The following is a 17,479-nucleotide window of genomic DNA, read 5'->3' on the forward strand; positions in this document are numbered from 1 at the left end:
GAGCGGTAAAGCAGATCGCAGGCGCCGTCCAATCTGTTCGTGCGGCCGGCGCGCGGACTGACCGGACAGGCGCGCTTCACGCCACCGCAACCCATTCAAACTCCGGCAATTGTGTCCGCGCAAACGTGACTTGCCGCTTGGCATATTGCCGGCTGTCGCGTTTTCCACGCGCGACAGCCTCGTCCAGCGAACACACCCCGTCGAGAAAATCCAGCAAGCCGGGCACGCCCACCGCGCGCAAGGCGGGCAAAGCGCGATCAAGGCCGCGCGCGCGCAAGCGGATAACCTCCTCAACCGCGCCGGCCGCGATCATCCGGTCGAATCGGGCGTCGATGCGCGCATTCAAAACCGGACGCTCCGGCGCCAGAAACACGCATTGGCAGCGCGCCGCGTCCAGCAGCGGCGGCTGTCGCGCCCCTTGCAAGCGCGCCAGCGGCGTCTGGAACGCCTCGAAAATTTCCAGCGCCCGGATCAGCCGCTGCGGATCGGTCGGGCGCAGCCGCGCCGCCGTCTCCGGGTCCACCCGCGACAAACGCGCGTGCAAATCGGCGGGCGCCACGCCCTCGCAGTCCGCCCGCACCCGCGCGCGAACCTCCGGCGGTACGGCGGGGATGTCGGACAGGCCCTGAAGCAAAGCCTTGAAATAGAGGCCGGTTCCCCCGACAAACACGGGCAGGCGGTTTTCCGCGACACAGGCGGCGAACGCGGCGCGCGCGTCAAAAAGCCATTGGCCGACGGAATAATTGCGTTCCGCTCCGATATGTCCGAAAAGCATATGCGGCGCGGCGGCTTGTTCCGCCGCGGTCGGCTGCGCTGAAAGGACGGGCAGATCGGCGTAAACTTGCATCGAATCGGCGTTGATCGCGGCGGCGCCTAATTTTTCCGCGAGTTCGGCGGCCAGCGCCGTCTTGCCGCTGGCGGTCGGACCCGCGATGAGCGCCGCCTGCAAGTTGGGACTCTTGAGTTTGAAAGCGTTCAACACCTTATGACCCATGTCGCGACTCTGGTCGGCGCCGCCGACGCCCAGACGATCAGCCCCGATCTGCTCGCGGCGGCCGCGCGCCGCCTGCCGGGCGCGGGCGAGGCGGAAAGTCTCGCGCCGGGTCGCGCGGCGGATATTCCTTTCGCACCGGGCGCCGCCCATGGCAATCCCGCCGACGGCTCCTTCGCCGACACCGGCTATTGCCGCGCGGCCGCCGACGTGCTGCGCATGGCGCTGAGCGGCGCGCCGGTCGATATTTTCGTGCAGCCGCTGGCGGGCCGCCGCAAGAAACTGTTTCTCGCCGACATGGATTCGACCATGATCGGCCAGGAATGCATCGACGAACTCGCCGATTTCGTCGGCCTCAAGGCGCAAGTCTCCGAGATCACCGAACGCGCCATGCGCGGCGAAATCGCCTTCGCGCCGGCTTTGCGCGCGCGCGTGGCGCTGCTGCGGGGCCTCGACGCCGCCGTGGTGGACGAGGCCATAGCCAACCGCATTACGCTCACCCCCGGCGGGCGCGAACTGGTGATGACCATGCGCGCCAACGGCGCCTATGCCGCGCTGGTGTCCGGCGGCTTCACCGTCTTCACCTCGGTCATAGCGGAAAAGCTCGGCTTTCAGGAAAACCGCGCCAATATCCTGAAGGTCGAGGACGGCAAATTTTTGGGCGAGGTCGAGGAGCCGGTGCTCGGCAAGGCCGCCAAGCTCGCGGCGCTGAAGGAACTGACCGCGCTGCATGAGCTGGCGCCGAGCGAAACCCTGGCGGTGGGCGACGGCGCCAACGATCTCGACATGCTGGAAGCGGCGGGATTTGGCGTCGCCTATCGCGCCAAGCCGGCGGTGGCGAGCGCGGCCCACGCCCGCATCGAACATTCCGACCTCACCGCGCTCCTGTTCGCGCAAGGCTATCGGCTCGACGAATTCGTGAGCTGACAGCGCCATGGCGGGCAACGAAGGGCAGACGTTCGAGTACCGCCTGCAACGCCTGCCGCTGGGCGCGGTCATGCTCGACCGACAGCGCCGTGTGCTCGCCGCCAGCGGCGCGGTGCAAAAGCTGCTGGGCGCCGAGGGCGGAAAAATCTTCGGCGTCGATATTTTGGACCTTCACCCGCCGGAGGCGCGGCTCAAGGTCGGCGGGCTGATCGCCAGCGCCAGCGATTCTCCGCTGGGCGCCTCGATGCTGGTCGCCACCCGCATGGGCAACCTGTTGGCCCGCGCCATCGCGCTGGCGACGGGTCCGGGGCCGGGGCCGGACGACGCCGCCACGCTGTTGATGTTCTTCATGCTCGGCGATCTCGCCGCCTCCCCGGAGCCGGAGGCCGAACCCGAGTCCTATCTGGTGAAACTGCCGATCCAGAAGGGCATGGGCGACGTCACCGCGCTGATCGACATCGACCAGGTCGCGGTCCTTTCCGCGCAGGGCCATTATTCGGAGGCCCTCACGCTGGATTTCACCGCCTTCTGCCCGCGCGCGCTGGCGGCGCTGGAAGCGCGGCTCGACCCGGCGCTGTTCGTGCGGGTGCATCGCCGCCACATCGTCAACCTCAGCCACGTGCGCGCCGCCGAGCGCCTCGACGGCGCCTGGTTCCTGCGTATGGCGGACAAGGGGGCGACGCGGATTCCGGTCGGACGCCGGCAAGTCGAGCGCCTGAGGAAACTGCTGGCTTTTTAGGCTTGCCGTTTATTCGGGCAAACGACCGTTCGTGCAAGGGCGCCGCCGGTCGCGTGTTGGCCGTTGCGCCGTCTGACAAGCTCGCGTTCACTGGCGCGAAGTCCAATTCCCCGGAGCCGCCCATGAACGCCGCCGCCCAGCCCGACCGCTATGTCAGCTTTCTCGACATCGATTTCGAAGGCAATATGGCGTGCGTTCTCACCCACCTGCGCCGCTACATCGACAATCCCGAGACCGGCAACGCCTTCTGGGACCGCTTCAAGACCCGCCTTGCCGCGATCGAGGCGGGCAAGAACTCCATCACCGACAAGCTGCTGCTGCTTCATTCGCACGTCTATTACATGGTCGAGCTTTTCGAGGACCATGACGACGAACAGGCGCTGAAGGATTTGAAGAAGCTTGAGGAAGAGTGCTTTTAGCAAAAAAAGGCGGCGACGGCGCGGACGCCTTCGCCGCCCGGCGGTTTACGCCGCGCCGATCTCGCAGGTCGTTTCCGCGCCTTCGTCCCAGCCGTCCCAAAGAAAATCATTGTGACGCCCGTCGGCGATGAGGCGCAGCGCGTAGCGCGTCTGTTCCTTGTAGAAGTCGCAGAACGCGCCCTTCTGCTTCATGCCGCCGTTCATCTCATGGGCTTCCGCCGGACAGGGCGAGCCGCAGAAATGGCGGATGGCGCAGGTGTCGCATTCCGCGATGTCCTCGACCTTGCGGCCGATCACCAGCCGGAACGGGTCGCTTTCGAGCACGTCCGCGATCTCGTCCCGGAACAGATTGCCGCCGGCGAAGGCGGGCAGGCCGATGAACTCGCTGCACGGAAACAGATCGCCGCCGGGCGCGAGGGCGAAAAAGCTGCGGCCGCCGCCGCAAGGCGAAATGTCGCACATCAGCCGCCGCGCCGTCGGCGCCTGAATGGCGATCAGGATGTTGGCGAAATTGGCCACCACCAGTTTTCTGCCGGTCTCCCGGTAAAGCTCATGCGTGCGCTCCAAGGCCGCGATGAATGCCTTGGCCACATCCGCTTCGCCGCCATTGACGGCGCGCGCGCCCGGCATGGTGCAGCGGGTGACGTTGAGCATGCAGGCGGGCACGCGGTTCTCGTGGAAAAACTCCACCAGTTCCGTCAGGTAGGGCAGGTTCTCCGAAGTCATCGTGCAGATGACGTTGTAGCCGGGATAACCGTCGAGCATTTTCATGGCGCGCACGACATGATCGAACACGCCCTCGCCGCTCCAGCGCTTGCGCGTCCGGTTGGCGATATCGGCGACCGGCCCGTCCAGCGACAGGCCGATGCCGACGCCCCGCTCGGTCAGGAATTTCACCGCCGCCTCGTCGAGCAGGGTGGCGTTGGTCTGGACGCCGAAGCGGAATTTGTCGCGGAAGGCGTCGATGCCGGCGAAAATGGCCTCGCGCGCCAGCATGGGTTCGGCGCCGTGGAAGATCACCTGCGGCAAGCGATCCTCCGGCATGTGGCCGCGAAAATAGCTGTGCAGCCGCTCCAGCGCGTCGAGCAGTTCGCGCGTGTCCATCTGCTTGCCGCGCTTGCGCATTTCGCCGGGAATGTAGCAATAGGAGCAGTTGAGGTTGCAGCGCTCGGTGGCGTTGAAATAGACCGCCGACGGTTTGAGATGGAACCGCAGCATCTCCATTTCGCGCGCGAAATCGGCGCCCTTTTCGCGCAATGTGTCGCGCAAAATCCCGCCCGAAAGGGCCTGGTCCAGATTGTCCTTGCGCACCAGCCCCCAGAACGCGGTGTCCGGCTCGACCAGGGCGATATGGGTGGGATGGTCGATCTCGAACGGTTGCAGGGGCGAAAGAGGGCTCCTTTCGGAGCCCTCCACGACAGAGCGCGGGGAAATCGCGCTCAACGCTTCACCTGCTTGTCCATGAGGACGTAATGCGACAGGCCCGTGCCTTCCGCATTGCAGGTCTTGCGGATGGCGATCACCGCCGGGCGAGTCTTGTCCGAGGTTTCGTTGGGCTTGTTGCTGGGCGATGTCATCACGATCTACTCCGATGCACAATGAAGGACGTCGGCGCAGCGCGAAGCCTCGCCGAAATCCTTTCCATCGGATTTCGCCCCTCGTGAATCAGATCCAGCAGGTCTTCTGGCTCTCGGATCGTCCGCCGCAGACGGCCTTCCCAGCGGGGTGGACCCCGCCAGTGGCTGGCTTTCGCCAAAATGGCGATCGCCTTGTCTCCGACGTCCCCGATTACAGCGGCGGGACCGCCGCGGAATTTCACCGCGTTCCGGGATACTGGATGGAGCGCGGATTAAAACCGATCCGCGCCGCTGTCAAGATATCGCGCCCTCGATCACACCACCTCATCCGGCGCGAGAACGCAGGCAGACGAGGGATCGACCTCGATCTGTACGGTCGCATGCTCGATGCCGAAATCATGCGCCAAATCTTCGGCGAGTTCGTGCAGAAAGGCGTCGCCGGGATGGCCCGAGGGCATCACCAGATGGCAGGTCAGCGCCACATGGGTCGTGCTCATCGGCCAGATATGCAGGTCGTGCAGCGCCGCCACGCCGGGACGGCCGCACAGCAAGGCGCGCACCTTGTCGGGATCGATCCGCGGCGGCACGGCGGCCAGCGACATGCCCAGCGATTCGATCAGCAGCCGCCATGTGCCCCAGATGATGAGTCCGCTGATGACGAGACTCACCACCGGGTCGAGCCAGAGCGCGCCGGTGAACGCGATGACCAGACCGGCGACGACCACGCCGGCGGAAACCAGGGCGTCGGAGGCCATATGCAAAAAGGCGCCGCGCACATTGATGTCGGTCTTGCCGCCCGAGGCGAACAGCCAGGCCGTAAACCCGTTGACGACGATGCCGGCGGCGGCGACCGCCATCACCACGCCGCCCTGCACCGGCTGGGGCGCGCCGAGCCGCCACACCGCCTCCCAGGCGATGGCGCCCACGGCCACCAGCAGGAACACGGCGTTGAACAAAGCGGCGAGAATGGAGGAGCCGCGCAGGCCATAGGTGAAGCGCGGACTCGGCGCCCTTTTGACCAGTTCGCTGGCGATCCAGGCGACGACGAGGCCGAGCACGTCGCCGAGATTGTGCCCGGCGTCGGCCAGCAGCGACATGGAATTGGCGAAAAAGCCGCTGGCGGCCTCGATAATCACGAAGGCGCTGTTCAGCCCTATGCCCAGGGCGAAGGCCCGGCCGAAATTTTTCGGAGCGTGCGCGTGGCCATGATCATGGTCGTGGTCGTGGTCGTGATCATGGTCTTGGGCGTCGTGATCGTGGTCGTGATCATGTTCGTGGGTGTGTTCGTGCGCGTGGGCCATGACGTCTCCGGCTATTGCCGGCAATCTAAACGTCTCTTGATCGGAAGCAAGTTTATGCGCTCTTGACGCCATGCGACGAAACCCGCATGTTGCCGGCCATGACGCCGCCAAAAAATCTTTGCCGGATTTCGATTATCAGCTAGCTGCAAAGCTGGCTGGCGCCGTCATGTCTCCTTGAAAATTCGCGAGATCGACGCCCCGGCCAGAGCAGGGAGACTCATGTCCGCCGTCCTGAAGCTTTACAACACCCTGACCCGCGAGCGCGAAATCTTCGCGCCGATCGACCCTGCGCGTATCAGGCTCTACGTCTGCGGCCCGACGGTCTACGATTTCGCCCATATCGGCAATGCGCGCCCGCTGATCGTGTTCGACACGCTCTATCGCGTTTTGCGCGAACTCTACGGCGCAGATCACGTCAAATATGTCCGCAACATCACCGACGTTGACGACAAGATCAATGCGCGCGCCGCCGAGCGGAAAATCTCCATCCGCGAACTGACCGAGGCCACCAATGCTGTGTTCCAGCAGGACGTGGCGGATCTGAACTGCCTGCCCCCGGACGTGCAGCCGCGCGCCACCGAGCACATCGCGGAAATGATCGCCCTTGTCGAAAAACTGATCGCCAATGGCCACGCCTATGCCGCCGACGGCCACGTCCTGTTCGACGTGCCCTCGATGAAGGATTACGGCGGCCTGTCGCGCCGTCCGCTCGACGACATGATCGCCGGCGCCCGCGTCGATGTCGCGCCCTACAAGCGCGGCGAGATGGATTTTGTGCTGTGGAAACCCTCGAAAGAGGGCGAACCCGGTTGGGACAGCCCGTGGGGGTTCGGTCGCCCCGGCTGGCATCTCGAATGCTCGGCCATGTCGCACAAGCATTTGGGCGAAGTGTTCGACATCCACGGCGGCGGCATCGATCTGGTGTTCCCGCACCACGAAAACGAGATCGCCCAGACCCGCTGCGCCTTCGGTCACGACGTGATGGCGAATGTCTGGATGCACAACGGGTTCTTGCAGGTGGAAGGCGAGAAAATGTCCAAAAGCCTGGGCAATTTCATCACCATCCACGAATTGCTGCATGAGGACAAATTCGGCGGTCGCGCCTGGAAGGGCGAGGTGTTGCGCCTCGCCATGCTGCGCGGCGCCTACCGCCAGCCGATCGACTGGACGGTGAAGGCGCTGGAAGAGGCCGAGAAAACTCTGCAACGCTGGTACGCGCTGCTGCGCGAGCAAAAACCGGAGGCGGGCGAGTTGTCGGAGCCTTTCCTCGACGCCCTGTGCGACGACCTCAACACGCCGAAAGCCATCGCTGAACTGCATCAACTGGCCGGGGCGGGGGAGGCGGACAAGCTTTTACGCGCCGCGAATCTGTTGGGCCTGCTGCACGACGATCCCGCGAGCTGGACCAAAACCGCCGCCGACATCGACGCCGCCCTGGTGGAAAAGCTGATCGCGGAACGGCTCGACGCGCGTCGCGCCAAAAACTTCGCCGAATCCGACCGCTTGCGCGATCTGATCGTGGCCATGGGCGTGAAGATCATGGATGCGAAGGACAAGCAGACCGGCGAACTCTCCACCCGATGGGAGGTGGGCTGACGATCGCCTACAACCTCACGGGCGCCTTCCTTCTCCCCTTGCGGGAGAAGGTGGCGCGAAGCGCCGGATGAGGGGGGCGTCCCTCGCAACCGGCGCCCCCTCATCCGTCTCGCGCTTCGCGCGAGCCACCTTCTCCCGCAAGGGGAGAAGGAGTCCGCTGAACCGCTTCGGCTTCGATAAGAATCTGTCATGACCCAACCCGACGACCGCGAAAAGAACTGGCGCGACTCTCTTCCCTTCCCGCCGCATTGGCTGTGGTATCTCGCGGCCAAGATCCTCGTGCTCGCGCTGGCGGTCTTGATCGGCCTGCGCTGGAACGGGCTGATCTGATGGCCGACACCATCGCCTTGCGGCCCGCGCTGCCAGCCGACGCGCCCGCGCTCGCCGCCCTTTTTCGCGCCAGCGTCGAAACGCTCGGCGTCGAGGATTATTCGCAAGCCCAGGTCGAGGCCTGGAGCGCGCTCGCCGATGACGAGGCGGCGTTCGCGCAAAAACTCGCCGAAAAACTCACCATCGTCGCGCTCGCCAACGGCGCGCTCGCGGGCTTTGCCGCGCTGAAGGGGACGGACGCCCTGGACATGCTCTATGTCCACCCCAATTTCGCCCGGCGCGGCGTCGCCACCGCGCTGTGCGACGCGCTGGAAAAACTCTCGAGCGCCCGCCACGCCAAAAAACTGACCGTGGACGCCAGCGACAGCGCCGAGCCGTTTTTCGCCCGTCGCGGCTATGTGGCGCAGCAACGCAACATGGTCTTCCTCGGCGACGAAGTTTTGGGCAACACCACCATGACCAAGGATTTGCCGGCTATGACGGGACCGACGCAATGAACCGCGACCGCGTTTATCTGTTCGACACCACCCTGCGCGACGGCGCCCAGACCACCGGCGTCGATTTCTCGCTCGACGACAAGAAACAGATCGCCGGCCTGCTCGACGCGCTCGGCATTGATTATGTCGAGGGCGGCTACCCCGGCGCCAATCCGCTCGACACCGAGTTTTTCGCCGCCAAGCGCACGCGCAAAGCCCAATTCACCGCCTTCGGCATGACCAAGCGCGCCGGCCGCTCGGCCGCCAACGATCCCGGCGTCGCCGCTCTCATCGGCAGCGCCGCCGGCGCCATCGCCTTCGTCGCCAAGGCCTGGGATTATCAGGTCCATGTCGCGCTCGGCTGCACGCTGGAGGAAAATCTCGAGGGCATAGACGACAGCGTCAAGGCGGCGGTGGCGGCTGGCCGCGAGGTGATCGTCGATTGCGAGCATTTCTTCGACGGCTTTAAAGACAACCGCGACTATGCCCTGCAATGCGCTGAAACGGCCTATAAAGCCGGCGCGCGCTGGATCGCCCTGTGCGACACCAATGGCGGCACGCTCCCCCACGAGGTCGAGGACATCGTGCGCAAGGTGGCCGAACGGGTGCCGGGCGCAAACCTCGGCATCCACGCCCACAACGACACCGAACAGGCGGTGGCGAACTCCTTCGCGGCGCTGCGCGGCGGGGCACGGCAGATTCACGGCGCGCTCAACGGTCTGGGTGAGCGTTGCGGCAACGCCAATCTCTGCTCGATCATCCCGACCCTGCTGCTGAAGAAGGAGATGACCGACCGCTACGAAATCGGCGTTTCGCTCGACTCGCTCAGAGGGCTGACAAAGCTCTCTCATACCCTTGACGAGCTGTTGAACCGCGCGCCGGATCGCCACGCCCCCTATGTCGGCGCCTCGGCCTTCGCCACCAAGGCGGGCATCCACGCCTCGGCCGTGCTGAAGGATCCGCGCACCTACGAGCATGTCACGCCCGAAAGCGTCGGCAACCAGCGTCGCGTGCTGGTGTCCGACCAGGCCGGCAAATCCAACATCCTCGCCGAACTGGAGCGTTTGGGCGTCACGGTGTCGCGCGATGATCCGAGGGTCAACCGACTGCTGCACAAGGTGAAGGAGAAGGAGGCGCAGGGCTACGCCTATGAGGGCGCCGACGCCTCCTTCGAACTTCTCGCACGGCGCATTCTGGGGCACGTTCCCGGTTACTTCGATGTCGAGCGCTTCCGCGTCGATGTCGAGCGCCGCCACAACGCCCACGGCGAACTGGAGACGTTTTCGGAAGCCACCGTCAGGGTCAATGTCGATGGCGTCAGCCTGATTTCGGCAGCGGAGGGCAATGGCCCGGTTCACGCGCTGTACATGGCGCTGTGCAAGGATCTCGGCAAATACCAGCAACTCATCGAAGACATCGAATTGCTGGACTTCCGCGTCCGCGTGTTCCAGGGCGGCGCCGACGCCGTCACGCGGGTTCTCATCGAATTTGGCGACCGCGACGGCGAGCGCTGGTCCACGGTCGGGGTGTCGGCCAATCTGATCGACGCCTCGTTCCAGGCCCTGCTCGACGCCATCGACTACAAATTGCTCAAGGCCGGCGCCTCCTGAATGCGAAGCTTTAAAGCAATGTTAAGACGGGGGGTGCAACTTAAGATTGTGTAGTTCGATTGAGTGACCCGATGCGCTTGCGCGACCTTTCCTTGTCGAAGAAGCTGTTTGCCGTGCTTGGAATACTGATGATTCCAAGCGTGATGCTGCTCTATTTCGTGGTCACCGAAAACGATGCGCTGATTCGTTTCGCGCGCGCGGAAATGGCCGGGGTGACCTATCTGCGCGCCCTGCAGCAGGGATACCAGTCCGCCCTGTCGGAGGAGAGTTCCGGCTCCGCCGGGGCGCTGGAGCGCGCCGAAGCCGCCGATGGCGGCGTTCTCGGCCTCACGGACAAGACGAAAGCCGCCGTCGCCGCGCTCAAGTCCAGGAATTACGACGAAGCCGCGTCCCAATTGAGCGACGCCATCAGTCTGGCCTCGGACAATTCCAACATCACGCTCGATCCGGAAACCGAGACCTATTTTGTCGGCGACATTCTGGTCAACCAGGCCGAGGCCATTTTGAAGCGGTCGAGCGATCTGGTCGCGGCGGCGCGCGACCTGCGTCAGAACGCCAGCGAAGAAAAGGTCGTCGCCTTCGCGGTGGCGCGCGATGGCTTGAACGGCGTGGTCGGCAATTTCACCACGGATTGGTCCAAGGCGGTCAAGGCGGATCGGGGTTTCATCCAGGGGACCGCCTTGAGCGGCATGGGCGATAAATTGCTCCAGTTGACGGCAGCCTTGACCGAGGCGGCCAAGGACAGTCGCTACGATCGGGTTCTCACGCTTGCGCCGGAAATCGACTCCGCTTTCATCGCTTTCCTGCCAAAAATCGACGACGCCATGGCGGACATGCTGGCCGCCCGGATCGCCGGCTATCAGATCACGATCGCGCAGCGCGTTGGCGGAACGGCGATCGCCATCCTGCTGGGCCTCATCGGCGCGATCCTGCTGATTCGCTCGATCGCGCGGCCCCTGAATGAAATCGTCCGGGTGCTCGACGCCATCCAGCGCGATCCCGACGCCGTTGAAATTCCCCAGGCCGACCGAAGCGACGAAATCGGGCGATTGATCCATGCGGCGCGGCGTTATCGCGACGCCGCGTCCAACGCGCTCACGATCGAGCGGCAAGACCGGGCGCGGCGCGAAGAGGAGGCGAGCGATCACGCTCTGGCGCGCGAGATCAGCGCCACGTTCACCGCCGAGGTCCATGGCGCCATCGGCAATTTGAGCGGCCACCTCAAACAGGCCGATGAGAGCGTCGCGCAAATCGCCAGCGAAACCGACGCCTCCCTGGTGCAGTCCGATCTGATCGGCGAGGCCGCGCGGCAGTCGTCCGCGCATGCGCAATCGGTCGCGCAGGCGGTGGAGGAATTGTCGACATCGATCGGCGAGATCGCCGCCACCTCCAGCCTGGCTTCGAGCATCGCGGCCGAGGCCACCCGGGAATCGCAGCAGGCGCGGACCCTGGTGCGCGGCCTGTCCGAAGCCGCCGCCAAGATCGACGCCGTGGTGCAATTGATCAACGCCATCGCCGCCCAGACCAATCTGCTGGCGCTGAACGCCACCATCGAGGCGGCCCGCGCCGGGGATGCCGGCAAGGGATTCGCGGTCGTCGCGGCCGAGGTGAAAACCCTCGCCGACCAGACCGCGAGCGCCACCAAGGACATTGTCGAGCATGTCGGCGCGGTTCAGGCGTCGGTCGGCCAGGTCTCGCAGGTGATCGGCGGCATTGGCGGCGCGATCGAACGCGTCAACGCGGTGTCCGCGACCATAGCCGGATCGGTCGAGCGGCAAAGCGCCGCGACGGATGAAATCGCCAGGAATGTGCAGATGACCGCGCGCGGCGCCGAACAGATGACGGCTTCCATCGGCCACGTGCTGGCCGCCGCCGAAAAATCGCGTTCGGTCTCCGCGCAGGTGCGCGCCCGCATCGCCGACCTGGAGCGCGAGGCGGCGAAATTGCATCAAAACATCGAGGCTTATGTCAAGCAGAGCGCGGTTTAGACCAGCGTCGTCAAGCCGGGCGGGCGCCGGTTGGCGCAATCTTTTTACGGTAAGCAAGCTTTTTACGGTAATATGACAACGTCGCCAGAAATCCGGGCGCTGACCCGGTTGAGAGGATTTGCGCGTGAACGAAGCCGCCCCGCCGCCGGAAGCCGCCAAAAAAATCGCCACCGAGGCTTCCTCAAACAAGTCGTCCGCCGCTAATAAAGGCGCGCCGGAGGCGAAGGCGCCTGATCATGCCGCGGTCGCGCCGGACGAAGCGCACCGTCGCCTCGCGCAAATGCGCCACGATCCCGCCGCGATCCGCCGGGTGTTCGAAACCGGCGAATATCCTTACGCGCAGCACATGCGCCCGGGGCCTTATGAAGAGCACATGCTGAAATTGCAGCAGGAACTGCTCAAGGCGCAGCGTTGGGTGGAGTCTGTTGGCGAAAAGATCGTCATGGTGTTCGAGGGGCGCGACGCCGCCGGCAAGGGCGGCACGATCAAGCGCTTCATGGAGCACATGAATCCGCGCACGGCGCGCGTCGTCGCGCTGCAAAAGCCGACCGAGCGCGAGCGCACGCAATGGTTCTTCCAGCGCTACATCTCGCAATTGCCCTCAGGCGGCGAGATCTGCCTGTTCGACCGCTCCTGGTACAATCGCGCCGGCGTCGAGCGTGTGATGGGGTTCTGCACGCCCACCGAATATCTCGAATTCATGCGGCAATGCCCGGAGGTCGAGCGCATGCTGGCGCGCTCGGGCGTTCGCCTGTTCAAATACTGGTTCTCGGTGTCGCGCGAGGAGCAGCGCCGCCGCTTCGAGGCCCGCAAGGACGACCCGTTGAAACAGTGGAAGCTGTCGCCGATCGATCTGGCGTCGCTGGGCAAGTGGGACGATTACACCGAGGCCAAGGAGGCGATGTTCTTCTATACCGACACCGCCGATGCGCCCTGGATCATCATCAAATCCGACGACAAGAAGCGGGCGCGCCTCAATTGCATGACCCATTTCCTGTGGTCGCTGCCCTATCCCAACAAGGATTTGTCGATCATCCACGCCCCGGACCCGCTGATCGTCGGTTCGACCGAACACGTCATCGGCCGCGACTCGCACATTATCGAGAAGACCGTGCATCCCGACCTGAAACGGGGGTAGAGCATTTTCGCGCGAAACGGAGAGAGGTTCGCGCGAAAAAATGCGTCAAAACAAAAGATTGGACCCCAGTCGGCGAACGGGCGTTCCCCGAACGGGGGGCGTGCGTCGATTCGCGCCTCCGTCCGGAGATGGCTTAGAAAAATCAGGCGGTTGCATTGCACAAAAGGGCCGGATGCCACGGATAGGACAGGAAATTTTAATATAAGTTTAAAATAAGATGCGCTAACTAGGCCCGACATCCGCCTTTCGACCTCCGCCGTGGAGGCCTTTGGGAACAATGGAGACTGGCCATGGTTGAGGTTCTCGTCAAATACAACAATCGGCATGTGCCGGAAACCGAAATCGACTGGCTGCTCAACAAGTTGCCGGCGATGGTGGCGCCCATGTTCGACACGCCCCAGGATCCCGAAGCCCGCGTGTTCGAAACCGACGTTCAGCCGAAGATCGAGGAGGGCGTTCCGAGCGAGTCGCACGCCCACATCGAAATTCGCCTCAAGGCGAAGCACAACGAGACCCACGACCTGCGCGCCGGGCACATCGTCTACGCGCTGCGCCATGGCATCCGCCTGCTCGCCCACAGCGAAGGCCACGCGCCCAGCATTCATGTGCTGGACGAACGTCGCCTGCTGATGGGAATCGAATTCATCGACTCGGCCGAAGCCGCCTGACTTTTACGCGTCATCACAGCGCAGCCAGAAATGGCTGCGCTGAAATTTTAGAGACGAATACTGATCCGGGCCACGAGCCTGCGGGACTCGCTGATCGTCGGTTTGACCGAACGAGCCATCGGCCGCGTCATACTCACATCTCCAGCGGCCCGCGCGTGATCGCGGCTATGCCGGTGCGCGAGACTTCCACCAGCCCGATCGGCCGCATCAGCTCGACGAAATCGTCGATTTTCTTCGGCGCGCCGGTCAGTTCGAAAATAAAGCTCTCGGTGGTGGCGTCGATGACGCGGGCGCGAAACGCTTCGGCGAGGCGCAGGGCCTCGGTGCGGCTTTCGCCCTTGCCGCGCACCTTGATCATCGCCAGTTCGCGCTGGACGAACGCGTCCGCGAGGCTCAAATCGGTGACGGTGTGGATCGGCACGATGCGTTCGAGCTGGTGGGAGATCTGCTCGATGGTCTCAGGCGCGCCGGAAGTGACGACGGTGATGCGCGACAGGCCCTGAAGATGGGCGACCTCGGCCACCGTCAGGCTTTCGATATTGTAGCCGCGGCCGGAAAACAGGCCGACGACGCGGGCGAGCACGCCGGGCTCATTGTCGACCAGCACCGAAAGCACATGGGTTTCGCGGCGCTCGGTCTTGCCGGCGGAGGAGGAATAGGGCGAAAGGGCGGCCTGAGCGTTCATGATGGGCGTTCCGTTCCTGAAATCTGTTCTCAATCCTGGGCGTTGGCGTCCCCTCTCCCCGTGAACGGGGAGAGGGACAAGGGTGAGGGGGAGTCGGGGATTTGGCCTTGGCGCTTGTTGCCGCGGCTAGTCGAAAGCCGAGGCCAACGCCGGTGTCCCCCTCACCCCAACCCTCTCCCCGCAAGCGGGGAGAGGGGGCTAAACTCACACCAGCATCTTGCCCTTGTCGTCGATCACCGACCCGATGTCTTCGCCGGTATCGGGCAGGATCATGTCATTGTGGGCCTTGCCCGACGGGATCATCGGCAGGCAGTTTTCCGCCTTGTCCACCAGGCAGTCGAAGATCACCGCGCCGGGATGGTCGATCATCTCCTGAATGGCGGCGTCGAGTTGCGCCGGGTCCGAGCAGCGAATCCCCTTCATGCCATAGGCTTCCGCCAGCTTGACGAAATCGGGCAGGGCCTCCGAGTAGGAGGAGGAATAGCGCCCGCCATGCAGCAGTTCCTGCCACTGGCGCACCATGCCCATATATTCGTTGTTGAGGATGAAGATCTTCACCGGCGCCAAAAACTGCTTGGCGGTCGAAAGCTCCTGGATGTTCATCAGGATCGAGGCCTCGCCGGCGATGTCGATCACCAGCGAGTCGGGATGGGCGAGCTGCGTGCCGATGGCGGCGGGCAGGCCATAGCCCATGGTGCCCAGGCCGCCGGAGGTCATCCAGCGGTTCGGCTCCTCGAACTTGTAGTGCTGCGCCGCCCACATCTGGTGTTGGCCGACTTCGGTGGTGATATAGGTGTCGCGGTCCTTGGTCAGCGCATAGAGCCGCTCGACCGCCAGTTGCGGTTTTATGGTCGTGTCGGACTTCTTGTAGCCGAAACTGTTGCGCGCGCGCCATTTGTTGATCTGCGCCCACCACGCCGCCATCGCCTTCTTGTCGGGCTGGTGCGCCTCCGTGCGCCACAGCCGCACGATGTCTTCGAGCACATGGCCGCAGTCGCCGATGATGGCCAAATCCACCGCCACGGTCTTGTTGATCGAGGACGGGTCGATGTCGATGTGGATTTTCTTGGAGCCGGGCGAGAAGGCGTCGAGGCGGCCGGTGATGCGGTCGTCGAAACGCGCGCCGACGCAGATCATCAGATCGCAGTCGTGCATGGCGTTATTGGCCTCGTAGGAGCCGTGCATGCCGAGCATGCCCAGCCAGTTCGGGCCGGAGCCGGGATAGGCGCCCAATCCCATCAGCGTCGAGGTGATGGGGAAGTTGGTCTGCTGCACCAGTTCGCGCAACAAGGCCGAGGCGGCCGGTCCGGCGTTGATCACGCCGCCGCCGGTGTAGAGGATCGGCTTTTTCGCCTTGGCCATCATGGCCACGGCCTGCTTGATCTTGGCCAGATCGCCCTTGACCTGGGGCTGATAGGTCTTGTGCTGGATGTTCTTGGGCGGCGCATAGGTTCCGCTGGCGAACTGCACGTCCTTGGGCACGTCGATCACCACCGGGCCGGGACGGCCGGAGCGGGCGATGTAGAAGGCCTCGTGCAGGATGCGCGGCAGATCCTCGATGCTGCGCACGAGGTAATTGTGCTTGGTGCAATGCCGGGTCAGGCCAACCGTGTCGCATTCCTGGAAGGCGTCGGAGCCGATCAGATGGGTCGGCACCTGTCCGGTGATGCACACCAGCGGGATGGAATCCATCAAGGCGTCGGTGAGGCCGGTGATGGCGTTGGTGGCGCCGGGGCCGGAGGTCACCAGCACGGCGCCGACCTTGCCGGTCGAGCGGGCGTAGCCTTCGGCGGCATGGGCCGCGCCCTGCTCGTGGCGAACGAGGACGTGCTTGACCTTGGTCTGATGGAACAGGGCGTCATAGATCGGAAGCACCGCGCCGCCGGGATAACCGAACAAATGCGTCACGCCCTGATCGGTCAGGGCTTGCACCACCATTTCGGCACCGGTCATGATCTTCGACATTTTCCGTTCCACCTCTTCTCGCAATTGGCCTGTTGTCTTGCTTGGTCTGTTGCTTGGGCCTGTCGTCACGAAACCGGAAATAAAAAAGGCCCCTTTCGGGACCCGGATCAAGCGCCAGCTTCAGGAGTCCGGGTCAGCCCCGGCCTGTTTCTGGCGCTTTCGCTACTACGACGAGGATTTTGGCCACGTGTTCCATTCTCCTGGGAATACGGAGATTTTTCTATGACAGCCGCGCGTTCCGGTCAAGGGCTTGCCGTCAAAATCGCCGGCGACCGCCGCCAAACTACAGCTTGACGGCGCCGGGGAGCTAAATTAACTATTTTTCAAATTGTTCAAATCTATCTTATGCTTTCCTTGAATAAATTGGCAAGCGAATGACGAAAGTTGCTGGCGGGTGACGAAGTTGCGGAATTGTGACGGTTGCGAAATCACGAACGCTTGGACGCGACGACTTTCAGCCTTCCGCGTTGCATTGGCGGTGACGCCGAGAAAGGCGCGCCCGCGATGAGCGACGACAAGCCCAGCGCCGATGTTTTCCAGCTTCTCACGGCGTCCACGACGCGCCGGTTGTTGCAAACCATGCGGGACGCCTGCGCGGAGGCCGAGGACGATCCGTTTGTCACAAGGGCGGCGCCCGAAGTCGTATTGTCCGCCGGCGCGGCAAAGACGGCGGGCCGCAGCGTGATTTTCGCCTCAGACGGGGCGGTCGCCGCGCCCGACTGGCTGGTGCTGTGCGAAACGCGCGCGGCGCGCGAAGGCGCGGGCGCGGTGTTCGGCTTCGCCAGGCGCCTGCCGGGCGCGGCCGAACCGCGAGAATTCGCGCGTCTCGCCCATGCGGTTCTGTTCGCGCGCGCCGCCACCCCCGCCGAACTCGATCATTATGCCGGCGAAGTGTCGCGTCGCGCGATGAGCCGGCAGGGCTTCCTGACCGAATTGTTGTCCTCGCCGGAAGCGATGGCGCGCCGCTGGCGCTTCGCCCTGCTTCCGCTCGACGGAGAGCTGAGCGCCGTGTTTGGCGTGGAAGGGTTCGACGATCTGGCGCCGCCGCGCTTCGTGATCGAGGATTGAA

The 17,479-nt window shown here is 64.2% G+C and carries 17 protein-coding genes and 1 riboswitch; of the genes, 11 read left to right on the forward strand and 6 right to left on the reverse strand.

Annotated elements, in window-relative coordinates; genetic code table 11:
• Positions 1-76: 76 nt before the first annotated feature.
• The gene (miaA, locus tag CCR94_RS12970; protein ID WP_104508269.1) at positions 77-994 is read right to left on the reverse strand and encodes a tRNA (adenosine(37)-N6)-dimethylallyltransferase MiaA; all 918 of its coding nucleotides are present in this window, start codon (positions 992-994) and stop codon (positions 77-79) included.
• On the opposite strand from miaA, the gene serB reads away from it, so the two are divergent.
• The 3 genes from serB to cowN all read left to right on the forward strand — a co-directional run bounded on the left by serB (position 986) and on the right by cowN (position 3,076).
• Entirely contained in the window at positions 986-1,918 is a 933-nt protein-coding gene (gene serB / locus CCR94_RS12975) for a phosphoserine phosphatase SerB (RefSeq protein ID WP_104508270.1), read from the forward strand. The genes miaA and serB overlap by 9 nt on opposite strands.
• Before the next feature lie 7 nt (positions 1,919-1,925).
• Positions 1,926-2,657 (forward strand): PAS domain-containing transcriptional regulator, encoded by a 732-nt coding sequence (locus CCR94_RS12980; RefSeq protein WP_104508271.1) that lies wholly within the window; start codon positions 1,926-1,928, stop codon positions 2,655-2,657.
• A gap of 122 nt (positions 2,658-2,779) precedes the next feature.
• Entirely contained in the window at positions 2,780-3,076 is a 297-nt protein-coding gene (gene cowN, locus CCR94_RS12985) for a N(2)-fixation sustaining protein CowN (RefSeq protein WP_104508358.1), read from the forward strand.
• A gap of 45 nt (positions 3,077-3,121) precedes the next feature.
• Here the strand turns inward: cowN and cbpB are convergent, their stop codons facing one another.
• The 3 genes from cbpB to CCR94_RS13000 form a co-directional block, all read right to left on the reverse strand.
• Entirely contained in the window at positions 3,122-4,519 is a 1,398-nt protein-coding gene (cbpB, locus tag CCR94_RS12990) for a peptide-modifying radical SAM enzyme CbpB (RefSeq protein ID WP_206605833.1), read from the reverse strand.
• Positions 4,516-4,653: a modified peptide precursor CbpA gene (gene cbpA / locus CCR94_RS12995; RefSeq protein ID WP_104508272.1), complete on the reverse strand. Its 138-nt coding sequence runs from the start codon at positions 4,651-4,653 to the stop codon at positions 4,516-4,518. The genes cbpB and cbpA overlap by 4 nt, the downstream gene beginning before the upstream one ends.
• A 79-nt stretch (positions 4,654-4,732) precedes the next feature.
• Positions 4,733-4,929, reverse strand: a riboswitch (cobalamin riboswitch).
• 38 nt (positions 4,930-4,967) lie between these two features.
• Positions 4,968-5,954, reverse strand: coding sequence for a cation diffusion facilitator family transporter (locus CCR94_RS13000; RefSeq protein ID WP_104508273.1), 987 nt, complete (start codon positions 5,952-5,954; stop codon positions 4,968-4,970).
• 219 nt (positions 5,955-6,173) lie between these two features.
• On the opposite strand from CCR94_RS13000, the gene cysS reads away from it, so the two are divergent.
• From cysS to CCR94_RS13030, 7 genes are all read left to right on the forward strand, one after another.
• Complete coding sequence (gene cysS / locus CCR94_RS13005; protein ID WP_104508274.1) at positions 6,174-7,550, forward strand: cysteine--tRNA ligase; 1,377 nt, start codon at positions 6,174-6,176, stop codon at positions 7,548-7,550.
• Positions 7,551-7,739: 189 nt separating this feature from the next.
• Positions 7,740-7,880, forward strand: coding sequence for a hypothetical protein (locus CCR94_RS25430; protein ID WP_170068948.1), 141 nt, complete (start codon positions 7,740-7,742; stop codon positions 7,878-7,880).
• Positions 7,880-8,377 carry a GNAT family N-acetyltransferase gene (locus CCR94_RS13010; protein ID WP_104508275.1) on the forward strand — a complete coding sequence of 166 codons (498 nt, stop codon included), beginning with the start codon at positions 7,880-7,882 and terminating at the stop codon, positions 8,375-8,377. Before CCR94_RS25430 ends, CCR94_RS13010 begins: the two co-directional genes overlap by 1 nt.
• Positions 8,374-9,966: a citramalate synthase gene (cimA, locus tag CCR94_RS13015; RefSeq protein WP_104508276.1), complete on the forward strand. Its 1,593-nt coding sequence runs from the start codon at positions 8,374-8,376 to the stop codon at positions 9,964-9,966. Before CCR94_RS13010 ends, cimA begins: the two co-directional genes overlap by 4 nt.
• A 128-nt stretch (positions 9,967-10,094) precedes the next feature.
• Positions 10,095-11,954 carry a methyl-accepting chemotaxis protein gene (locus tag CCR94_RS13020; RefSeq protein WP_158254749.1) on the forward strand — a complete coding sequence of 620 codons (1,860 nt, stop codon included), beginning with the start codon at positions 10,095-10,097 and terminating at the stop codon, positions 11,952-11,954.
• A gap of 124 nt (positions 11,955-12,078) precedes the next feature.
• Positions 12,079-13,092 (forward strand): polyphosphate kinase 2, encoded by a 1,014-nt coding sequence (gene ppk2 / locus CCR94_RS13025; protein WP_244594057.1) that lies wholly within the window; start codon positions 12,079-12,081, stop codon positions 13,090-13,092.
• 290 nt (positions 13,093-13,382) lie between these two features.
• Complete coding sequence (locus CCR94_RS13030) at positions 13,383-13,760, forward strand: hypothetical protein (protein ID WP_104508278.1); 378 nt, start codon at positions 13,383-13,385, stop codon at positions 13,758-13,760.
• A 133-nt stretch (positions 13,761-13,893) separates the two neighbouring features.
• Here the strand turns inward: CCR94_RS13030 and ilvN are convergent, their stop codons facing one another.
• Together ilvN and CCR94_RS13040 are read right to left on the reverse strand one after the other, a co-directional pair.
• Positions 13,894-14,445, reverse strand: coding sequence for an acetolactate synthase small subunit (gene ilvN, locus CCR94_RS13035; RefSeq protein ID WP_104508279.1), 552 nt, complete (start codon positions 14,443-14,445; stop codon positions 13,894-13,896).
• Positions 14,446-14,649: 204 nt separating this feature from the next.
• Complete coding sequence (locus CCR94_RS13040; protein ID WP_104508280.1) at positions 14,650-16,410, reverse strand: acetolactate synthase 3 large subunit; 1,761 nt, start codon at positions 16,408-16,410, stop codon at positions 14,650-14,652.
• 504 nt (positions 16,411-16,914) lie between these two features.
• On the opposite strand from CCR94_RS13040, the gene CCR94_RS13045 reads away from it, so the two are divergent.
• On the forward strand, positions 16,915-17,478 hold the full coding sequence (locus CCR94_RS13045) for a hypothetical protein (RefSeq protein WP_146089992.1): 564 nt from the start codon (positions 16,915-16,917) through the stop codon (positions 17,476-17,478).
• Position 17,479 lies beyond the last annotated feature (1 nt).

Source organism: Rhodoblastus sphagnicola (genome assembly GCF_002937075.1).
Classification (GTDB): Bacteria; Pseudomonadota; Alphaproteobacteria; order Rhizobiales; family Beijerinckiaceae; genus Rhodoblastus; species Rhodoblastus sphagnicola.